General features: G+C 68.0%; 17 protein-coding genes. 5 read left to right on the top strand and 12 right to left on the bottom strand.

The genetic code is table 11. The features are described 5' to 3' along the window. From AAEX60_RS06325 to eutM, 6 genes are read right to left on the bottom strand one after another with little or no spacing between them, the layout of a single operon-like run. Positions 1–1,812 (bottom strand): diol dehydratase reactivase subunit alpha, encoded by a 1,812-nt coding sequence (locus AAEX60_RS06325; protein ID WP_342101977.1) that lies wholly within the window; start codon positions 1,810–1,812, stop codon positions 1–3. 24 nt (positions 1,813–1,836) lie between these two features. Continuing rightward, positions 1,837–2,376 carry a diol dehydratase small subunit gene (locus AAEX60_RS06320; RefSeq protein ID WP_342101976.1) on the bottom strand — a complete coding sequence of 180 codons (540 nt, stop codon included), beginning with the start codon at positions 2,374–2,376 and terminating at the stop codon, positions 1,837–1,839. A gap of 11 nt (positions 2,377–2,387) precedes the next feature. After that, entirely contained in the window at positions 2,388–3,050 is a 663-nt protein-coding gene (locus AAEX60_RS06315; protein WP_342101974.1) for a propanediol/glycerol family dehydratase medium subunit, read from the bottom strand. 9 nt (positions 3,051–3,059) lie between these two features. Next, positions 3,060–4,724, bottom strand: coding sequence for a propanediol/glycerol family dehydratase large subunit (locus AAEX60_RS06310; protein WP_342101973.1), 1,665 nt, complete (start codon positions 4,722–4,724; stop codon positions 3,060–3,062). Positions 4,725–4,735: 11 nt separating this feature from the next. Next, entirely contained in the window at positions 4,736–5,530 is a 795-nt protein-coding gene (gene pduB / locus AAEX60_RS06305; protein WP_342101972.1) for a propanediol utilization microcompartment protein PduB, read from the bottom strand. A 23-nt stretch (positions 5,531–5,553) separates the two neighbouring features. Then, positions 5,554–5,829: an ethanolamine utilization microcompartment protein EutM gene (gene eutM, locus AAEX60_RS06300; RefSeq protein ID WP_342101971.1), complete on the bottom strand. Its 276-nt coding sequence runs from the start codon at positions 5,827–5,829 to the stop codon at positions 5,554–5,556. A 184-nt stretch (positions 5,830–6,013) separates the two neighbouring features. On the opposite strand from eutM, the gene AAEX60_RS06295 reads away from it, so the two are divergent. The 4 genes from AAEX60_RS06295 to AAEX60_RS06280 are packed head-to-tail and all read left to right on the top strand — an operon-like array spanning position 6,014 to position 9,150. After that, a complete protein-coding gene (locus AAEX60_RS06295) occupies positions 6,014–6,364 on the top strand; it encodes a BMC domain-containing protein (protein WP_342101970.1) in 351 nt (116 codons plus the stop codon). Next, positions 6,361–6,804: a EutP/PduV family microcompartment system protein gene (locus AAEX60_RS06290; protein WP_342101969.1), complete on the top strand. Its 444-nt coding sequence runs from the start codon at positions 6,361–6,363 to the stop codon at positions 6,802–6,804. The genes AAEX60_RS06295 and AAEX60_RS06290 overlap by 4 nt, the downstream gene beginning before the upstream one ends. Then, entirely contained in the window at positions 6,797–8,032 is a 1,236-nt protein-coding gene (locus AAEX60_RS06285) for a PocR ligand-binding domain-containing protein (protein ID WP_342101967.1), read from the top strand. The genes AAEX60_RS06290 and AAEX60_RS06285 overlap by 8 nt, the downstream gene beginning before the upstream one ends. Then, positions 8,029–9,150: a 1-propanol dehydrogenase PduQ gene (locus AAEX60_RS06280; protein ID WP_342101965.1), complete on the top strand. Its 1,122-nt coding sequence runs from the start codon at positions 8,029–8,031 to the stop codon at positions 9,148–9,150. The genes AAEX60_RS06285 and AAEX60_RS06280 overlap by 4 nt, the downstream gene beginning before the upstream one ends. A 3-nt stretch (positions 9,151–9,153) precedes the next feature. On the opposite strand, the gene AAEX60_RS06275 is transcribed toward AAEX60_RS06280, so the two are convergent. The 6 genes from AAEX60_RS06275 to AAEX60_RS06250 form a co-directional block, all read right to left on the bottom strand. Further along, the gene (locus AAEX60_RS06275; RefSeq protein WP_342102053.1) at positions 9,154–9,528 is read right to left on the bottom strand and encodes a DUF3052 domain-containing protein; all 375 of its coding nucleotides are present in this window, start codon (positions 9,526–9,528) and stop codon (positions 9,154–9,156) included. Positions 9,529–9,759: 231 nt separating this feature from the next. Next, on the bottom strand, positions 9,760–12,573 hold the full coding sequence (gene aceE / locus AAEX60_RS06270) for a pyruvate dehydrogenase (acetyl-transferring), homodimeric type (protein ID WP_342101964.1): 2,814 nt from the start codon (positions 12,571–12,573) through the stop codon (positions 9,760–9,762). Positions 12,574–12,667: 94 nt separating this feature from the next. Further along, the gene (locus tag AAEX60_RS06265; RefSeq protein ID WP_342101963.1) at positions 12,668–13,504 is read right to left on the bottom strand and encodes a sulfurtransferase; all 837 of its coding nucleotides are present in this window, start codon (positions 13,502–13,504) and stop codon (positions 12,668–12,670) included. Next, on the bottom strand, positions 13,504–14,184 hold the full coding sequence (locus tag AAEX60_RS06260) for a thymidine kinase (protein ID WP_342101962.1): 681 nt from the start codon (positions 14,182–14,184) through the stop codon (positions 13,504–13,506). Before AAEX60_RS06260 ends, AAEX60_RS06265 begins: the two co-directional genes overlap by 1 nt. Positions 14,185–14,199: 15 nt before the next feature. Then, positions 14,200–15,348, bottom strand: a complete 1,149-nt coding sequence (locus AAEX60_RS06255) for an alkaline phosphatase family protein (protein ID WP_342101961.1) — start codon at positions 15,346–15,348, stop codon at positions 14,200–14,202. Then, complete coding sequence (locus AAEX60_RS06250; protein WP_446721285.1) at positions 15,345–15,929, bottom strand: DUF5998 family protein; 585 nt, start codon at positions 15,927–15,929, stop codon at positions 15,345–15,347. The genes AAEX60_RS06255 and AAEX60_RS06250 overlap by 4 nt, the downstream gene beginning before the upstream one ends. 46 nt (positions 15,930–15,975) lie before the next feature. On the opposite strand from AAEX60_RS06250, the gene AAEX60_RS06245 reads away from it, so the two are divergent. Further along, positions 15,976–17,028, top strand: coding sequence for an App1 family protein (locus AAEX60_RS06245; RefSeq protein ID WP_342101959.1), 1,053 nt, complete (start codon positions 15,976–15,978; stop codon positions 17,026–17,028). Positions 17,029–17,139: the final 111 nt, after the last annotated feature.

Genomic DNA, 17,139 nt, shown 5'->3' with positions numbered 1-17,139 from the left:
TCATCCCTGCCAGGACAGCGCCAGACCGGTGGCCACCGCATTGCGGGGGCCCTCGGTGCCACGGATGTTGGCCCGGCCGGCCACCACTCGGTAGTCAGCCAGCGCCCGGGTGACCAGTTGCGGGATCTCGAAATCCAGCGCGGACCCGCCGACCAGTACCACGAACTCGATGTCGCGGACATTGCGGGTGGGGCTGACCATCTGCAGGGCCCGGACGGCATTGGTGACGAAGACCCGTTCCTTGGCCCGGATCCGCACCTGGCGGATCCTCTCCAGTGGTTCCCGCAGATCCAGCGGGATCATCCCGTCGGGCTTGAGGATCACCGTGCGGGCGAAGACCTCCGGCGGCAGCGGCTCGTCGAAGAACTGCACCGATCCGTCCTCGTGCCGGATGTTGAACAGGCTCTCCACCCGGGCCAGCGGATGCCGTTTCAGGTCCTCGGCCAGATCGAAGGTCTCCAACCCCAGTTCGGACTGGATCATCAGACTGACCATGTTCCCCGCACCAGCCAGATGGATCGAGGTCCCCTGCCCGTCCCGGCGCAGCACCGACGCGTCGGTGGAACCCGCCCCCATGTCCAGGATGGCGATCGGCACCTGGCTGCCGGGGGTGGTCAGGGCACCGCGGATCGCCATGTCCGCCTCCACCCCGCCCACCTCGACGGGGACGCCCAACTGCTTCGCGGTCTCGTCGGCAATCCGTTGCATCTGCAGCCGGTCGGCCTTGACCATCACCGCAATCCCGACGGCGCCCTCCATCGAGAACTCGCCGGCCAGACCACCGCTGACCACCTGCGGCACCTGGGTGTCCACGGCCAACAGGTCGGTGATCCGGATGTCGGCGGACTCGGTGCCGGTGAGCTGGGCCATAGTGACCCGCACCTTCTCCATCATCCCGCCGACATTGGTGCCGGCCTCGCCGCGGATGTCGGTGATCCGGTCGGCCTGCTGGACAGCCCGCATGATGGCCTCGGCACCCTCGTCGACGTTCACGACGACGCTGCCCACCTGCCCCAGGACGGTCAACGACCCGGCGGGGATTCGACGCTCCTGGACATCCCCCTTGGGGGTCTTGATCACCACGGCGGACCGGTTGCCCACCAGCGAACGGGCCAGTGGCACCACGCTCTTGGTGTCCTCCGCATCCAGGGAGAAGAGGGTGGCGATCCCGAAGGGATTGCTCAGCGTCTCGACGATCCGGCCGACGTCGGCCACCTCGATCGCCGCCAGCATCCCCAGCGGCACCTTCTCCACCAGCGAGACCTCGTCGACGATCGGGATCTTGACCTGCAGCCGGTTGTGCACCAGCACACCGTCGTCCTTCTGCAGGATGGCGCCGGTGACCTCCACCCCGCGGGCGGTGGCCCGGTTGATCTGTTGGGCCAGCTGGTCGTGGTCGTGGCCGCGATCAGCCACCACGATCATCGGCGTGCCGGTGGGCGCGGCGTCCAGCTCGGCCACGTCGATGGTGGTGCCCACCCCGGTCCCCAGCCCACCGGGGGTGGTGGGGTTGTGGCCGATCATCGTGGATTCGGTGATCACCGTCTCGGTGATGGTCTCCATCGCGACGTCGCCGATCACCGGCGCCGCCTCGTTCAGCCGGATCTGGTGCAGGTCCTTGACCCCCAGACCGGCCCGATCCAGGGCCTGGGTGAGCGACTGGAAGAGCCCCTGGATGTTCTGCTGGGTGCCCTTGATGCCGGTGGTGGGGATGATGGAGCTCGCCAGGAAGACCGGGGTGGCGCCGGACACGTCAGCCAGCGCCACCTCGGTGGTGGCGTTCCCGATGTCGATTCCCGCAATCAGCTTCATCGCTCGCTCCCTGGGCCGGTGGCCTCAGTCCTCCTGCTTCAGCCGTCCGCGCTGCTCGTAGACCTCCGCCGCCTCCCGGATGAAGGCCGCGTTGACCGGGCAGTGGTACTGGTTGGCCAGCTCGTCGGCAATGGCAAGCAGCTCCGCCTTGGTGGAGCGGTAGGGGCGCAGGGCGTTGTAGACCTCCAGCAGGCGGTCGTCGGGCACGGCGATCAGCTCGGAGGCGCGACGCATGTTGCGCGCCAACGTCTCCCGATGCACCGACTCGGCCACCTGGGCCTGCATCTCCAGCGTGTCCCGGGAGATGCGGAAGTCGTCGGCCTTGAGCTCACCGGACAGCACCCGTTCCAGGGTGAAGTCGGAGAGCACCTTGCCGGTGTTGGACTTCACCCGGTCGGGCACCTTCTCCCCCAGCGGGTACTGCTGGGCGGTGACCCGTCCCTGGGACGTGGAGGAAGCCGACGCGGCGGCGGGGGCGGGAGCCTTGGCAAAGGTCACCTGGTCATTGCCCAGGCTGGCCATCACCTCGGCCATGATCTTGCGGACCAGTTCTTCGGATTCCATGGCTCTCTCTCCTACCGGTACTCGACCCGGAGTTCCTGGGCCTGCTTGTTCAGGTCACACAGCTGCGTCTCCTTGATGTGCAGCAGTGCGGCGATGGCCTGGTACTTCGGCCGGGCCATCTGGTCATTGCGGACGGGCACCGGATCCGGGGAGTCCCCCTTGGCATAGCGGGCCGCGTTCTTGCCGATTGCCCGGAAGGTCTCCAGGTCAATCAGCGGAGCCTGACTGAAGAGCTCCAGATTGCTCAACGGGGGCAGGTCCTTCTGGTGGATCACCGTGGTGCCCTTGGACTGGATCCCGATCCCGATACCGGAGCCGGACAGCTTGGCTGCCTCGTGGGCGATGAAGGCCACGTCGCTGGTGCGGTACATCCGCATGAAGCGGAAGGACAGGCCCTCCTCCTCGATCCCCGCGCACACCTCCCGGATCACCCGGTCATGCGGGATCTTGGTGATGGTCTCGAACTGCTGGACGCTGAAGCCGGGGGCCAGCCCAATCACCACCTCGCGCGGATTGGTCCCCTTCGCGGCGCGTCCGGTCTCGGTCAGTACCAGATGCCCACTGGTGGCGGCCACCGGCGTCGCGGCCGGGCGGGAGGCCGGGGCCCCGTCCAGCTGCATGTCCCGCAGCACGTCCTCGATGATGCTCTTGAGCGTTGCTTCGTCGATCTTCATGGCGTTCACCTAGATGCTCTCGGGGCTGACGGCGTGGCGGTGCTGCTGGAGCTGTTCCCAACGCTCGTCGGAGATCTGGTAGCCAGTCTTCGGGCCGAGGTAGTCGTTGGGATTGTTGACCGCGGAGTTCACCCGGAAGTTGCCGTCCAGGATCGCCGCGGTGTGCAGGTAGTCGCCGGCCACCCGCTGCTTGAGCATGTTGAAGACGCTGTCGGCGACGTCCGGGAAGCCGGCCTGGTTGAGAGCCTTCACGACGTCGACACCGGTGATGCCGCGGTTCATCATCTCCTCGCAGGCCTTGAGGTCGTCCACCACATTGCGCTTGGGAATGTCCTCGGTGCCGCGGGCATAGGTCGCTGCCTCCACCTCGGCATCGGTGATCTCGGTCAGGCCGAGTTCCCGGAAGACGGCCTGGACGGCTCGGGCGGCCTTGTTGCGGACCGCGATCACGTCGTCCTCGAGTACCGGCACCAGACCGCCGTCGATCTTGAGGTCACGCTGGATGATGTTCCAGTCGTCGAAGTCGTCGGCATCCCAGTTGGAGCCGGCAAACATGTTGTCGTAGTTCGGGGTGGCGGAATAGCCGGAGCAGATGTAGTCGGTGCCGGGCACGAACTGCATCAGCGAACGAGCCACCCGACGCAGGTCGGAATGGGTGAACGTCTGGTCATTGGACGAGGCGCATTCCAGGTCCAGACAGGTGGCAATCAAGTTCTCCGCCAGGATGGCGCGAATGCCGCCGGGAACGCCAGCGGGTACCCCGACGCAACTGACCGAGCCGTTCTGTGTTCCCTGGGAACCTGCGCCCTTGGTGATGTACAGGCAGCGAGCCTCCAGGTAGAGCATCGAGCAGCCCTCGGCATAGCCCATCTGCACCTCGGAGCCGGTGCCGGAGGTGAACCTCATCTTCAGACCGCGCGAGGCATAGCAGGATGCCAGGAAGGCCTTCGACCACGGTGTGTCGTCGCCGTCCATGAAGACTGGTTCGGTGCCGTAGACACTGACCGTCTCCGCATAGGAGGTCAGGCCGCGCATGCCCAGGTTGAGCTCGGTGGCTTCCTCCGACGAACACTGGGTGAGGATGCCGGGCCGGCCCACCTGCGAGCCGATCAGTACGCTCATCGCGTTGAACGGCGCATACCGGGCGATGCCCATCGTGGTCTCCTCCTCCGCGAAACCACGCAGGGCGCCCTCGGCCGCGTCGGCGGCAATCTCCACCGGATTGTCGCGCAGGTTGGTGATGTGCGCCTGGTTTGCGGGGCTCTTTCGGGCCCGCATCTTGGTGACCGCCATCATCATTTCCAGCACATTCATCTGGCCGACCACTTCGGTGATCTTGGCCGGAGTCAGCGCGGTGGTGATCTGGATCAGCTCGGCGCGAGGAACATTGATGTCCACCAGCATGCGAGCAATCTGCACCGAATCCATCGCATTGGCCCGTTCGGCATTCTCCAGCCGAATTCCATAGTTTGCAATGAAGGTGTCAATCATGTCGAAATCGGCACGCTTCTTGCCGTCCAGCTCCGTGACGACGCCATTCTCGATGGTGATCGAGGGTTTGGGGTCATTCGGGCTGTCCATGGCAATCAGGCCCACCTCGGGCCATTCCGTGACAAATCCGTCCTGGTTCACCGGCCGGGCGTCGAGCGCCTCGAACCGCTTTGACTTTGCCATCGTGGTCTTCCTCAGATGTAGGGCGTGGTGGTCGAGACGGGCTCGGCACCCAGCGCGGCAAGCAGTTGGACACCCACCTCACGGGCAGCGATGATCGCCTGGCGCACGGCACCCGAGTCACCACTGAAGGCGCTGATCACCTCGTTGGAGTAGCTGGTTCCCTTGGCCGGGCTGGAGTAGGCGATGACGTCGATGGTCGACGCCTTGACGGCGGTGTCGGCCAGCACGACGCCGATCGCGGCGGGGGCACCGACGGTGATGCCGAAGGCCTTGCCGAGCGGGGCGCCGAATGCCTTCTCCAGGGCGTAGCTGGCGCGGGCCGTGTACTGGAATTCCAGGTGGCCGGCGTCATTGCCGTACACGTCGCCGAAGGTGCGGTCCAGCTCTGACAGGGTCACCTCGACGGCGCGACGGGCGTCGGAGACGTCCTCGGCGCCGAAGACGATCAGGCAGCCGTGACCGGCCCCGCCCTTGGTGTCGCGCGGCAGCTCGATGGTGAGGATCTCGCAGTTGGTGGCCTTGACGGCCTCGTCGGCCGCGAAGATCTGCGGGCCGGCACCGGTGCGGTCACCGATGATGCCGATGGAGCGGTACTTGGCGTCGATCCCCATCAGCTTGTGCAGGGCCGGGTCCACATTGGCGATGACCAGGCCGATGGTGTCGCCCAGGGCACTGGTGCCAACGAATTCGGTGAGTCCGGGGCGCACGCCGGCGGTCGGGCGCGCCGCGGGTGCGGACGCCGGGGCGGCGTCCATCTTGTGCATGACCGCAGTCATGATCTTGTCGACAAGCTCTTCATTGGGCATGGTCAGCTACTCCTCGGTGGCACTCACTCGGCGGCGGGCAGGATGCGCTCGACGTCACCGTGCGGGCGCGGGATCACATGGGTGGAGACCAGCTCGCCGACATTCTGGGCGGCGGCCGCCCCGGCATCGGTGGCGGCCTTGACGGCACCGACGTCCCCGCGCACCAGCACCGTGACCAGGCCGGCCCCGATCTGCTTGCTGCCGATGAGGGTGACATTGGCCGACTTCACCATCGCGTCGGCGGCCTCGACGGCAGGGACGAATCCCTTTGTCTCAACCATTCCGAGGGCTTCTTGCATTACAGACTCCTTTGGCTCATGCATGGATCGGCTCCATCACTGCGAGCCTAGGCAGAGGTCGGTTACACAATTTCGCGCACTTGTTACACATCCTTGTGCTCACCTGTGCAGACCCGTGAACCGCCGTTGACTCGCCCCCCAGGCGGACATAGGTTGGCCGAACAGGAAGGGCGGGGGTGGTGACATGGAGGTTGCCGAGCGGCAGCGCATCATCCAGGAATTCGTGCCGGGCAAGCAGGTCACCCTGGCGCATGTGATCGCAAATCCGGATGCGCAGATATTCACCAAGCTGGGAATCCGGGAAACCACCTCGGGTGCGATCGGGATCTGCACCATCACCCCGAGCGAGGCGGCCATCATCGCCGCGGACGTGGCCACGAAGGCGGCCGCGGTGCAGGTGGCATTCATCGACCGCTTCTCGGGTTCGCTGGTGATCCACGGGTCCTTGGCTGATTGCGAGGCGGCCGTACGGGAGATCGTGGGCGTTCTCACCGACACCCTGGCCTTCACCCCCGCACCGGTGACCCGCTCATGAAGCGGCTCCTGCTGGTGGGCAGCGTCGGTGCGGGCAAGACCACCCTGGCCCACCGGTTGCAGGCTGATGGGCGGCCCGCGGACAAGACCCAGGCGACCGAGATGATCGGTGACGTGATCGACACCCCCGGCGAGTACCTCGACCATGGCCGGCTGAACCATGCCCTGCTGCTGGCCTCCTATGACGCCGACGTGGTGGCTCTTCTCCAGGGAGCCGGCGACGGCGCAACCCGCATTCCCCCCGGCTTCGCCAGCTACTTCACCTGCCCGGTGATTGGCGTGGTCACCAAGGTGGACATCGCTGCCCCATCGGCGGTGCACGACGCACGGGAGGCACTGCGAGCGGCCGGCTCCCGGACCGTGGTGGAGGTCAGCGCCCTCACTGGGGACGGGCTGGCAGACCTGCTGGCCGCCGTCGAAGGGAGTGGCCCCGATGTCTGACCAAGGTCTGGCGGCCGCCGTCGACCTGGAGCGCATGCAGGCCCTCCAGGACAGCTTCGCCCGCCGTACCGGGCTCGCCCTGATCACCGTCGGGTGCACGGGCCAGCCCCTGACCGAGGGTTCGCAGTTCACCAATTTCTGCGCAATCATGCGGTCGGATCCGCAACAGCGGCGACGCTGTCAGGGCTGCGACGCCCACGGTGGGCTGCAGTCGGTGATGGACGGGCGCCCCAGCATCTACCGCTGTCACACCGGGTTGGTGGACTTCTCGGTCCCGATCATGCGGGAGGACACCTATCTGGGCGCGGTGCTGTGCGGGCAGGTGCGGCTGACCGAAGGGCAGCTGAGCGTCCCCTACCTGACCACGATGAACTCCGGCTGGCAGCGGGACCAGGACATCCTGCGTGCCTACCAGCGGGTCCCGCTGACCGACCTGCGCACGGTGCACGCCCAGGCCAGTGAGCTGGCGGCCCTCACGGGTGAACTGATCGACCGACGGGAACGGGACCGGGTGGCCCAGTCCGCGTCGCTGCGGGTCGCGGTGGTGACTCCCGAACCCACCGACGGCCGACTGTCCTGCCTGCCCGCCATGGCCATGGAGCAGGCCGTCGAACGCGAAGACCTGGTCCGGCAGATGCGCGTGCTGGACTCCGCCCTGGAGACCCTCTTCCGCGACGGAGTCACCCGGCTGGCGCCCAGCATGCTGCAGCCGCTCGAGGACGCCATCCTGCGCGCCGCGAGCCGCCGGACCACCGCGGACCGGGTGACGCTGCGCCAGACGATCGTCCGCCATCGCGCGCACACCCACGCCGATCTGGACCGTTGGCAGTGCCAGCAATACCTCGAAGGGCTGCTCTTCGGCCATTACGACGCGATGGAGCGTCTCCGGCGCGATCCCCGGACGATGACCGACCTGCTGAATCTGCTGGAACGCCAGGTGCAGCGGCCGCCGAGCCTGAACCGGGCCGCGAAGTACCTCAACGTCACGCCGTCGCACCTCTCGAAGACCTTCAAGGCACACACCGGGCAGACCTTCATCAGCCATGTCAGCGGTCGGCGGATCGCACGGGCCCAGTTGATGCTGGACCACACCGACCTGCCCATCCATCGGATCGCCGCCGAGCTGGGCTTCCAGCCGGTGAACTACTTCTCCCGCACCTTCAAGCAGCACACCGGGCAGACCCCCAGCGAATACCGGGCGCGGGAACGGCAGGAGGACGGAGCATGAGCACCTTCCAGGTCCGCACCGAATTGCACCATGGAGCCGGATCGCTGTCCCAGCTGGAGGAGCTGGCTGGATGCCGCGTCCTGCTGGTGACTGATGCCTTCCTGGCCTCCTCCCCCGTGCTGGAGGAAGTGACCCGGCACCTCATGGGCTGCGCCATCACCGTCTTCGACGGGGTCCAGCCCAATCCCAGCGTGGCGGTGGTGGCCGAAGCCACCCGCGCCCTGGTCCAGGCCACCCCGGAGGTGGTCCTCGCGCTGGGCGGCGGATCGTCGATCGACACGGCCAAGGCGGTGCTGAAGGTGGCCCGGGAGCATGACCTGACGGTGCCCCATGGCCTGTGGGTGATCCCGACCACCAGCGGCTCCGGTTCCGAGGTCACCAGCTTCGCGGTGATCACCGAACCCGAGACCCATGTGAAACTGCCCCTGGTGGCCCGGGACATGCTGCCCGAGGTGGCCATCCTGGACGCCCATCTGGTGCTCAGCGCTCCGCAGCGGATCACGGCCGACACCGGGATGGATGTCTGCACCCATGCCATCGAGGCCTATCTGGCCCGGTCCCACAGCGACTTCACCGACGCCCTGGCCGAGAAGGCGATCCAGCTGGTCTGCCGCTGGCTGCCGCGCTGCTACCGCGACGGGGATGACCTGGTGGCCCGCCAGCACCTGCACAATGCGTCCTGCCTGGCAGGGATGGCCTTCGAGAACTCGGGCCTGGGGATCACGCACTCCCTGGCGCATGCGATCGGGGGGCAGTTCCCGGTGGCACACGGCCGGCTGAACGCCATCCTGTTGCCCCACACGCTGGCCTGGAACACCGCCTCCGGGATCGGCGCCTTGAGCGAACCCGCCCGACGGGTCGCCTGGCTGGGGCATCTGGTGGGGGTGCCCGCAGCCTCCGAGCGCGCGCGGGTGACGGCCTTCATCACGGCGGTCAAGACACTGACCCGCCAGTTGGAAATTGGGCCCCGGATCACCGATCACGGGGTCGACGGGGGCGCCTACCGGGCGGCCGTGCCGCACTTGGCGGCCGCGGCGATCGAGGACGGCTGCACCGCCGCCAATCCGGTGACCCCGACGGTGCAGGACCTGGAGAAGATCCTGCTCAAGCTGCTCTGACGGCTACTTCTTGCCCTTGGGGCGGACGATCCGGTGGCCCTGCCAGTCCTTGGACAGGTTGGTGGGGCTGGTCAACGCCAGCCCGGCAGTCGTTGCCCCCTCGGCCAGGTCGGCGGGGTCCACATAGCCGTCGCGACCCACCTTCGGGGTCATCAACCAGATCACGCCGCCCTTGGCCAGGTCCGTCAGGGAGTCCACCAGGCCGTCGACCACGTCACCGTCGTCCTCGCGCCACCACAGCAGCACCATGTCGACGGCCTCCAGGGCCTCCTCCACCAGGTCCGCGTCGATGGCGTCCATCATCGCGGTGCGCAGGTCTTCGTCCACGTCGGAGTCCCAACCGATCTCCTGCACCACCATGCCCTCGCTGAGGCCCATCTGTGCAATCCGCAGGTCGTCGTTCGTACGCCCCGGCTTGGCCGCGGTTACCACCGTCAATTCCCACTTTCCTGCCCGGCCGGGCCTGTCCCGGCAACGTCTTGGTGACAAGACTGCCAGATCAGTTGGCGCAGGTGGTAGTGACCCCACCGGCTTGGGACGCGCCCGGTGCCCGCCTCCCCACGAGGAGACGGGCACCGGATCCTGCGGCACGCTCAGGGAGCTGCGACGTCAGGCGTCGCCGCCCGCATTGCCGGAGGTCCCGGCGTTGACGTCCAGCAGGTTGTACTTCTCGGCGGCCTGCAGCGGCCACTCGGCAGGCACCTCGCCCTTGGCGGCCAGCTGCTGCAGCGCCCGCACCGCGATCGACGGGCCGTCGATGTGGAAGAAGCGCCGCGCCGCCTGGCGGGTGTCGGAGAAGCCGAAGCCGTCGGCACCCAGACTGACGAAGTCACCCGGCACCCAGTTGGCAATCTGGTCCTGCACCTGGCGCATGTAGTCGCTGACCGCCACCACCGGCCCCGGCCGGTCCTGCAGCCGCTGGGTGACGTAGGGCACCCGCTTCTCCTCGGTGGGATGCAGGAAGTTGTGCTCGTCGCAGGCCAGGCCGTCGTGCCGCAGCTCGCCCCAGCTGGTGACGCTCCACACGTCGGCCACCACGCCGAAGTCCTTCTTCAGCAGTTCCTGAGCCTCCAGGGCCCACGGCACCCCGACGCCGGAGGCCAGCAGCTGGGCCCGACGAGCATCCTCGCCGACCCCCTCGAAGCTGCCCTCCTTGAGCAGGTACATGCCCTTGACAATGCCCTCGGCGTCGATGCCCTCCGGCTCCTTCGGCATCACGATCGGCTCGTTGTAGACCGTCAGGTAGTAGATGACGTCCTTCGGGTCCTCGCCGTACATCTCCTCCAGACCGTGCTTGACGATGTGCGCGATCTCGTAGGCGTAGGCCGGGTCATAGGACTTGATGGCCGTGTTGGTGGCAGCCAGCAGCGGGCTGTGCCCGTCCATGTGCTGCGTGCCCTCGCCGGTCAGCGTGGTGCGGCCGGCGGTGGCACCGATCAGGAAGCCACGGCCCAGCTGGTCCGCGACGGCCCAGATCGAGTCGCCGGTGCGCTGGAAACCGAACATCGAGTAGAAGACGTAGACCGGCACCATCGGCACGCCATGGGTGGAGTAGGACGTGGCGGCTGCGGTGAAGGCGGCCAGCGATCCGGCCTCGTTGATGCCCATGTGCAGGATCTGGCCATTGGTGGCCTCCCGGTAGCTGAGCATCAGCTCGTGGTCCACCGGGGTGTAGTTCTGGCCATTGGGGTTGTAGATCTTGATCGTCGGGAAGAACGAGTCCATACCGAAGGTGCGGGCCTCGTCGGGGATGATCGGCACCACGTGCGGCGCGAAGCTCTTCTCCCGCATCAAGTCCTTCAGCAACCGGACGAAGGCCATGGTGGTGGCGATCTGCTGGTTGCCCGAGCCCTTCTTCACCCCGGCATAGGCCTTCTCCTCCGGCAGCTGCAGGGTCTGCTTCGGGGTGTGGCGACGCTCCGGGATGAAGCCGCCCAGCTCACGCCGGCGCTCCATCATGTACTTGATCCGCGGATCGTCCGGGCCGGGGTTGATGTAGGGCGGCTGGTAGGGGTTCTCCTCCAGCTGGGCGTCCGTGATGGGCATCTGCAGCCGGTCCCGGAAGCCCTTGAGGTCATCCAGTGCCATCTTCTTCATCTGGTGGGTCGCGTTGCGGCCCGCGAAGTGGGTGCCCAGGAAGTAGCCCTTGATGGTCTGCGCCAGGATCACGGTGGGGGCGCCGGTGAACTCGGTGGCGCTCTTGTAGGCGGCGTAGACCTTCTGGTAGTCGTGACCGCCGCGCTTGAGGTTCCAGACCTGGTCATCGCTCCAGTCCGCCACCATGGCGGCGGTCCGCGGATCCTTGTTGAAGAAGTGTTCCCGGACGTAGGCACCGTCATTGGCCTTGAAGGTCTGGTAGTCACCGTCGGGGGTGGCGTTCATCAGGTTGACCAGGGCGCCGTCGGTGTCATTGGCCAGCAACTGGTCCCACTCCCGGCCCCAGATCACCTTGATCACATTCCACCCGGCGCCGCGGAAGAAGCCCTCCAGCTCCTGGATGATCTTGCCATTGCCGCGCACCGGGCCGTCGAGCCGCTGCAGGTTGCAGTTGACGACGAAGGTCAGGTTGTCCAGGTGCTCATTGGCGGCCAGCTGCAGCAGGCCACGCGACTCGGGCTCGTCCATCTCGCCGTCGCCCAGGAAGGCCCACACCCGCTGCTGCGAGGTGTCCTTCAGGCCGCGGTTGTGCAGGTAGCGGTTGAACTGCGCCTGGTGGATGGCATTCATCGGGCCCAGGCCCATGGACACCGTCGGGAACTGCCAGAAGTCGGGCAGCTGACGCGGGTGCGGGTAGGACGGCAGGGCGCGGATCTTGCCGTCGACGATGTGGCTCTTCTCCTGCCGGAAGCCGTCCAGGTCAGTCTCGGACAGGCGGCCCTCCAGGAAGGCGCGGGCGTACATGCCGGGGCTGGCGTGGCCCTGGAAGAAGATCTGGTCTCCCCCACCGGGGTGGTCCTGACCGCGCCAGAAGTGGTTCAGGCCCACCTCGTAGAGGGTGGCCGCGGAGGCATAGGAGGCGATGTGGCCGCCGACGCCGATCCCGGGGCGCTGGGCCCGGTGCACCGTCATGGCGGCATTCCAGCGCAGCAGGCGGCGGTAGCCGCGCTCGAGGGACTCATCACCCGGGTAGGCCGGCTCGCTGGCGGCCGGGATCGTGTTGACATAGTCGGTGCTGGTCAGCGACGGGACACCGATCTGGCGTTCCCGGGCGCGCTCCAGCAGCTTCAGCATCACGTAGCGGGCCCGGTTGCGGCCACCCTCGTCGATGATGCCGTCGAGGGACTCGAGCCACTCGGAGGTCTCCTGCGGATCGGTGTCCGGCAGGTTGGTCGGCAGGCCATTGATGATCGGGCCGGGTTCCTCGCGTGGGATCACGCTGCGTCCTTTCTCGTCGCTCGACGCCGGCCAAGGCCCGCGTCCCATCCATCTTCCACCCACAGTGACGCAATTGTCACTGTGGCGGCATTGCAAAATCTGGCGCTGCCCATCACTGGAAGCTGGTTCGGCCCCCAGTCTGTCAGGTTCCCGCGGCCTCTGACACCACCGGGCGGGTGGGCTCGGTGATCCAGTCGGACCATGACCCCGGATAGATCGCGACATCCCGGGTGCCGACCGCCTCGCAGGCCAGCGCCACCTGGCTGGCCGTCAACCCCGAGCCGCAGCTCAGGATGTCGCCCGGACGGACCTCGGCCAACTCGCGCCGCAGCACCTCGACGGGCGCAAAGCCACCACCCTCGGCCAGCAGCCGCCCGGCGGGCAGGTTCACGGCCCCCGGGATGTGTCCGGCCACCGGGTCGATCGGCTCGTTCAGCCCCGCATAGCGCTCGGCTGCACGCACGTCGAACAGCCGGCGACCCGTGGCCAGCGCCGACGGGATCTGGTCGGCGTCGACGGTGGGCAGCCGCCCAGGACCGGCGACGAAGTCCCCGGCGCCCTCCGGGGTGGGCTCGGTGGTCACCGCTCCCCCGGCCCGCCGCCAGGCGGCCATCCCACCGTCCAGCACCCGGACGGCGTCGTGCCCGTGGTGGCGCAGCAGCCACCACAACCGGCCCGCGGCCAGCATGGTGCCCTGGTCAAGCACCACCACGTCGCGGCCCAGGCGCACGCCGCAGCGCCGCATCACCCGCTGGAAGGCCTCCGGAGTGGGCAACGGATGCCGCCCGCCGCCGTCGGGACGGTGCGCGGACAGCTCGGTCTCCACGTCGACGAAATGCGCACCGGGCACATGACCCGCGTCGTACTGCTCGCGCCCCCAGCCGGGCCGGCCCAGCTGGTAGCTGACGTCGATCACCACCGGCGGCCTCGGGTCAGCGAGCTCCTGCGCCAGGCCCCGGGCACTGATCAGGGGATTCATCACGGCTCCTGCCTGTCCGCGGAGGGATTGTCGAAGGGCAACTGGTCGGGGTGCAGCTCCTGGCCGGAGCGCGCCTTGGTCAGCTGCTGGCGGTGGTGCTTGCGGCAGAGCACCTCGTAGCGAATGGTGAGCTGCGGGCCGGTGTGGGTGCCGGCGACGTCGCCAACCGCCACCTGGCTGCCCTCGGTGACCATCACCCCGTCGACGGTGCGGGCATTGTGGGTGGCCCGGGCCCCGCACCAGCACAAGGGTTGCACCTGCAGTTGTTCCACCCGGTCGGCCAGCTCCACCAGCCGCTTGGAACCGGGGAACATCTCGGTGCGGAAGTCGCTGAGGATGCCGAAGGCGAACACGTCGATGCCGAGCTCGTCGACGATCCGGGCCAGCTCGTCGATCTGGCTGGGGACGAAGAACTGGGTCTCGTCGCAGATGACGTAGTCCAGCCGGCCACCGGCGGTGAGGTGAGCGACGACATGTGTCCAGAAGCTGAACTCGTCGTCCACCTCAATGGCCGCGGCCGAGAGCCCGATCCGGCTGGTGATGACCGCCTCGCCGGCCCGGTCGAAGCGGGTGAACAGCTGCCCTACCCGGTCATGCGAGCTCTGGGTGTAGTCCATCTGCAGCGCCAGCGTTGACTTGCCGCAGTCCATCGGGCCGGTGAAGAAGACCAGCTCAGCCATGCACCATCCTCCCGTTCACCAGCTGGCGGGGTGGTCCACCAGCAGCGGCACCACCATCTCATCGGCGGTCAGGGAGCCGTGCTGCCCCACCAGGCTCAGCTCGCGCTCCAGTGCACGCGACATCACGGCCCAGTCCTGGCGCATCGCCACCAACACGTCGCCGAAGCGCTTCTCCAGCGCCGGGTCCAGCGGGCCGAACCAGCCGGCCTCGACGGCCTCCTGTCGGGTCAGCACCACGGCCCGCTCCCCCAGCTCCGTCGCCCACCGACGCGCCACCGCCAGCTGCGCGCCCGGTTCGGTCCACAGCTGGCGCAACCGGCCCTCCCCGGCCAGCAGCTGCACGCCGCGCAGCAGCGCCGGATGGTCCTCCACCAGCAACTGCCGCTCGGTGGGCACGTCGATCATCCCGTGGTCACCGGTGATCAGCAGGCAGACGTCGTCATCCAGGGCCTCGCGCAGTTGCCGGGCAAAGCCGTCGACGCTGGCCAGGGTGTCCAGCCAGGCCTGGGAGGCGACGCCCTTGCCGTGCCCGGTGTGGTCCAGCGAGCGTTCGTAGACGTAGACCAGGCTGCGTTCCGCGCGGCGGCTGGCCGCCACGGTCTGCCTGATGCGCTCGGCGTGGTCGGACTCCTCACAACCGTGGAAGCCGGGGCCGCGCAGCGCCGCGCGGGTCAGGCCGGTCTCCTCGAAGCGCACCGGCGCGATGCTGGCCACGGCCGCGCCCGCCGCCGCGGCGCGCTGGAACATGGTGTCGCGGGGTTGGAAGGCCACCGGATCGGCCGGGCCCCCCTCCCAGGTGAGCGCATTCATGGCGTGTCTCCCGCTGGGGTCCAGGAAGGAGTAGCCGGCCATGCCGTGCTCCCCGGGGCGCAGACCGGTGCCCAAGCAGGTCAGTGAGGTGGCGGTGGTGGACGGCACGCCGCTGGTCAGCCGGACAGCGTCGCCGAAGACCTCCGCGAAGTAGTCGGTGTGCCGCAGGCAGGCCTGCAGCAGGTGGTGCCCCAAGCCGTCCACCAGCAGCAGCACATAGCGAGAGGCCGCGGGCAGGCCCAGGGGGTCGGACTGGCAACCGGGAACCCCCAGGTGGGCACCGACGGCGGGCAGCAGGTCACTCAGCGTCGAATGCCCATAGCCCGGCAGCACGAAGTCCGGGGGAAGGCTCATCGGGTCCGTCCGGTGAGTCGCTGCAGGCTGGTGGCAAAGTCCACCAACCGGGCCACCTTGTCCGCCCCGTCCGCGGCGGCGCTCATCCGGATGGTGATGTCGTCACCGATCACGCTGCCGGTGTAGCCGTGGTCGGCCTCACAGGTCGGGTCCGGGCAGCTGGCGGGCTCCAGGTCGATCCGACGCATGGTGCCCCAGCCCAGGGTGAGCCAGGTCTCGATCACCGGGGAGTCCGGGCCGCCGAAGTCCTGCGGGTTGGCCACCGAACGGGACAGCGAGACCTGCCCCAGGTTGCCCAGCGGCATCGCCTCACAAGAGGTGATCGCCTGGCCGGTGGTGGTGGGACGTCCCAGCGAATCTACCGGCGGGCCGTCGTCGGTGTGCACCACCAGCATCCGGGTGGCGGTGACCACGATCACGGTGACGTGGCGCGAGATCTGCTCGTTGGCGAAGCTGGCCTCGTGGTGCACCAGGTGGCTGACCACCTCCTCGTCGCCCAGGGCCAGCGCCACCGAATCCGCGATGAACTCCGGGAAGTACCCGCAGTCGTCGATCTCACGGCGCAGGTCGGTGGGCAGCATGACGGGATTCACCCGCCCATGCTCCCATGTCGGTACAGTCGGTCGCATGTCGACCAGACCGTTCATCGGGGCGCGCGCCGAGGAATTCGTGACCCGACGGGTCAGTTCCCGGCTGGAGAAGGCCCACTGGCGGCCCAGCGTCATTCCCTTCCGTGGCTACGGAACACAGGACCACGTGCGAGTCCTGGCGCGGGTGGTCCAGCGGCCAGCCGAGCCGCAGACCCAGCTGGGGATTGCGGCCGACTCCTTCCTCACCCAGCGCGGCTGGCGCAACTTCGTCGCGGTCCCCGTGCCGCGGGCCGAGGTGACGGTCCGGCTGCGCGGCTCCCAGGTGGAGGTCCGCGCGGACCGCGGCGGCTACGTGGACGTGCGGCTGCGGATCGAGGGTCTGGAACCCGGCGAGCACGAGGCCGAGGTGGTCACCCAGGACGGCCGGGCCAAGAAGGTGCCCATCCAGGTGGTGTCCAATGAGGAGACCTTCGGGCTGGTCAGTGACCTGGATGACACCGTGATCTCCACCTCTCTTCCCCGGCTGTTCATCGCGGCCTGGAACTCCTTCGTCGTCACCGAGGAGGGTCGACGCGCGGTGCCCGGGATGGCCCGGATGTACCAGCAGCTGCTGGCCGAGCACCCGGGCGCGCCGGTGATCTATGTCTCCACCGGCTCCTGGAACACCCACCCCTTCCTCAGCCGTTTTCTGGAACGGCACGGCTTTCCCACCGGCGCGATGCTGCTCACCGACTGGGGGCCGACGAACACCGGTTGGTTCCGCAGTGGCCCGGACCACAAGCGGCAGTCCCTGCGGGAGCTGGCCCGGGACTTCCCGAACATCCGCTGGGTGCTGGTGGGCGATGACGGCCAGCACGACCCCCGCCTCTACCGCGAGTTCGCCGAGCTGCAGCCGGCCCATGTCCGGGCCATCGCCCTGCGGGAGCTGTCCATGACCGAGCAGGTGTTGGCGCACGGCTCCACCACGGTGCTGGCCGACGATGACCAGGTGACGTGGGATCCGCACCAGACGCCCGAGGTGCGAGCCCCCGACGGGGACACGCTGTGGCCGCTGCTGCGCGAGGTGCTGGGGGACGACCGGCGTGCCTGATTCGTCGCCTCGCCGCTGATCGGCGAGAATGTGGGGTCACGTGATTGAAGGAGCACCCCGCCTTGGCCACCAGGAAGAGCCGTCCCACCGACGACAACGATGAGGACTTCA

The organism is Luteococcus sp. H101, from assembly GCF_038433155.1.
Classification (GTDB): Bacteria; Actinomycetota; Actinomycetes; order Propionibacteriales; family Propionibacteriaceae; genus Luteococcus.
Note: the sequence above shows the minus strand (reverse complement) of the source record. Positions and strands in the feature narration are given on the sequence as shown.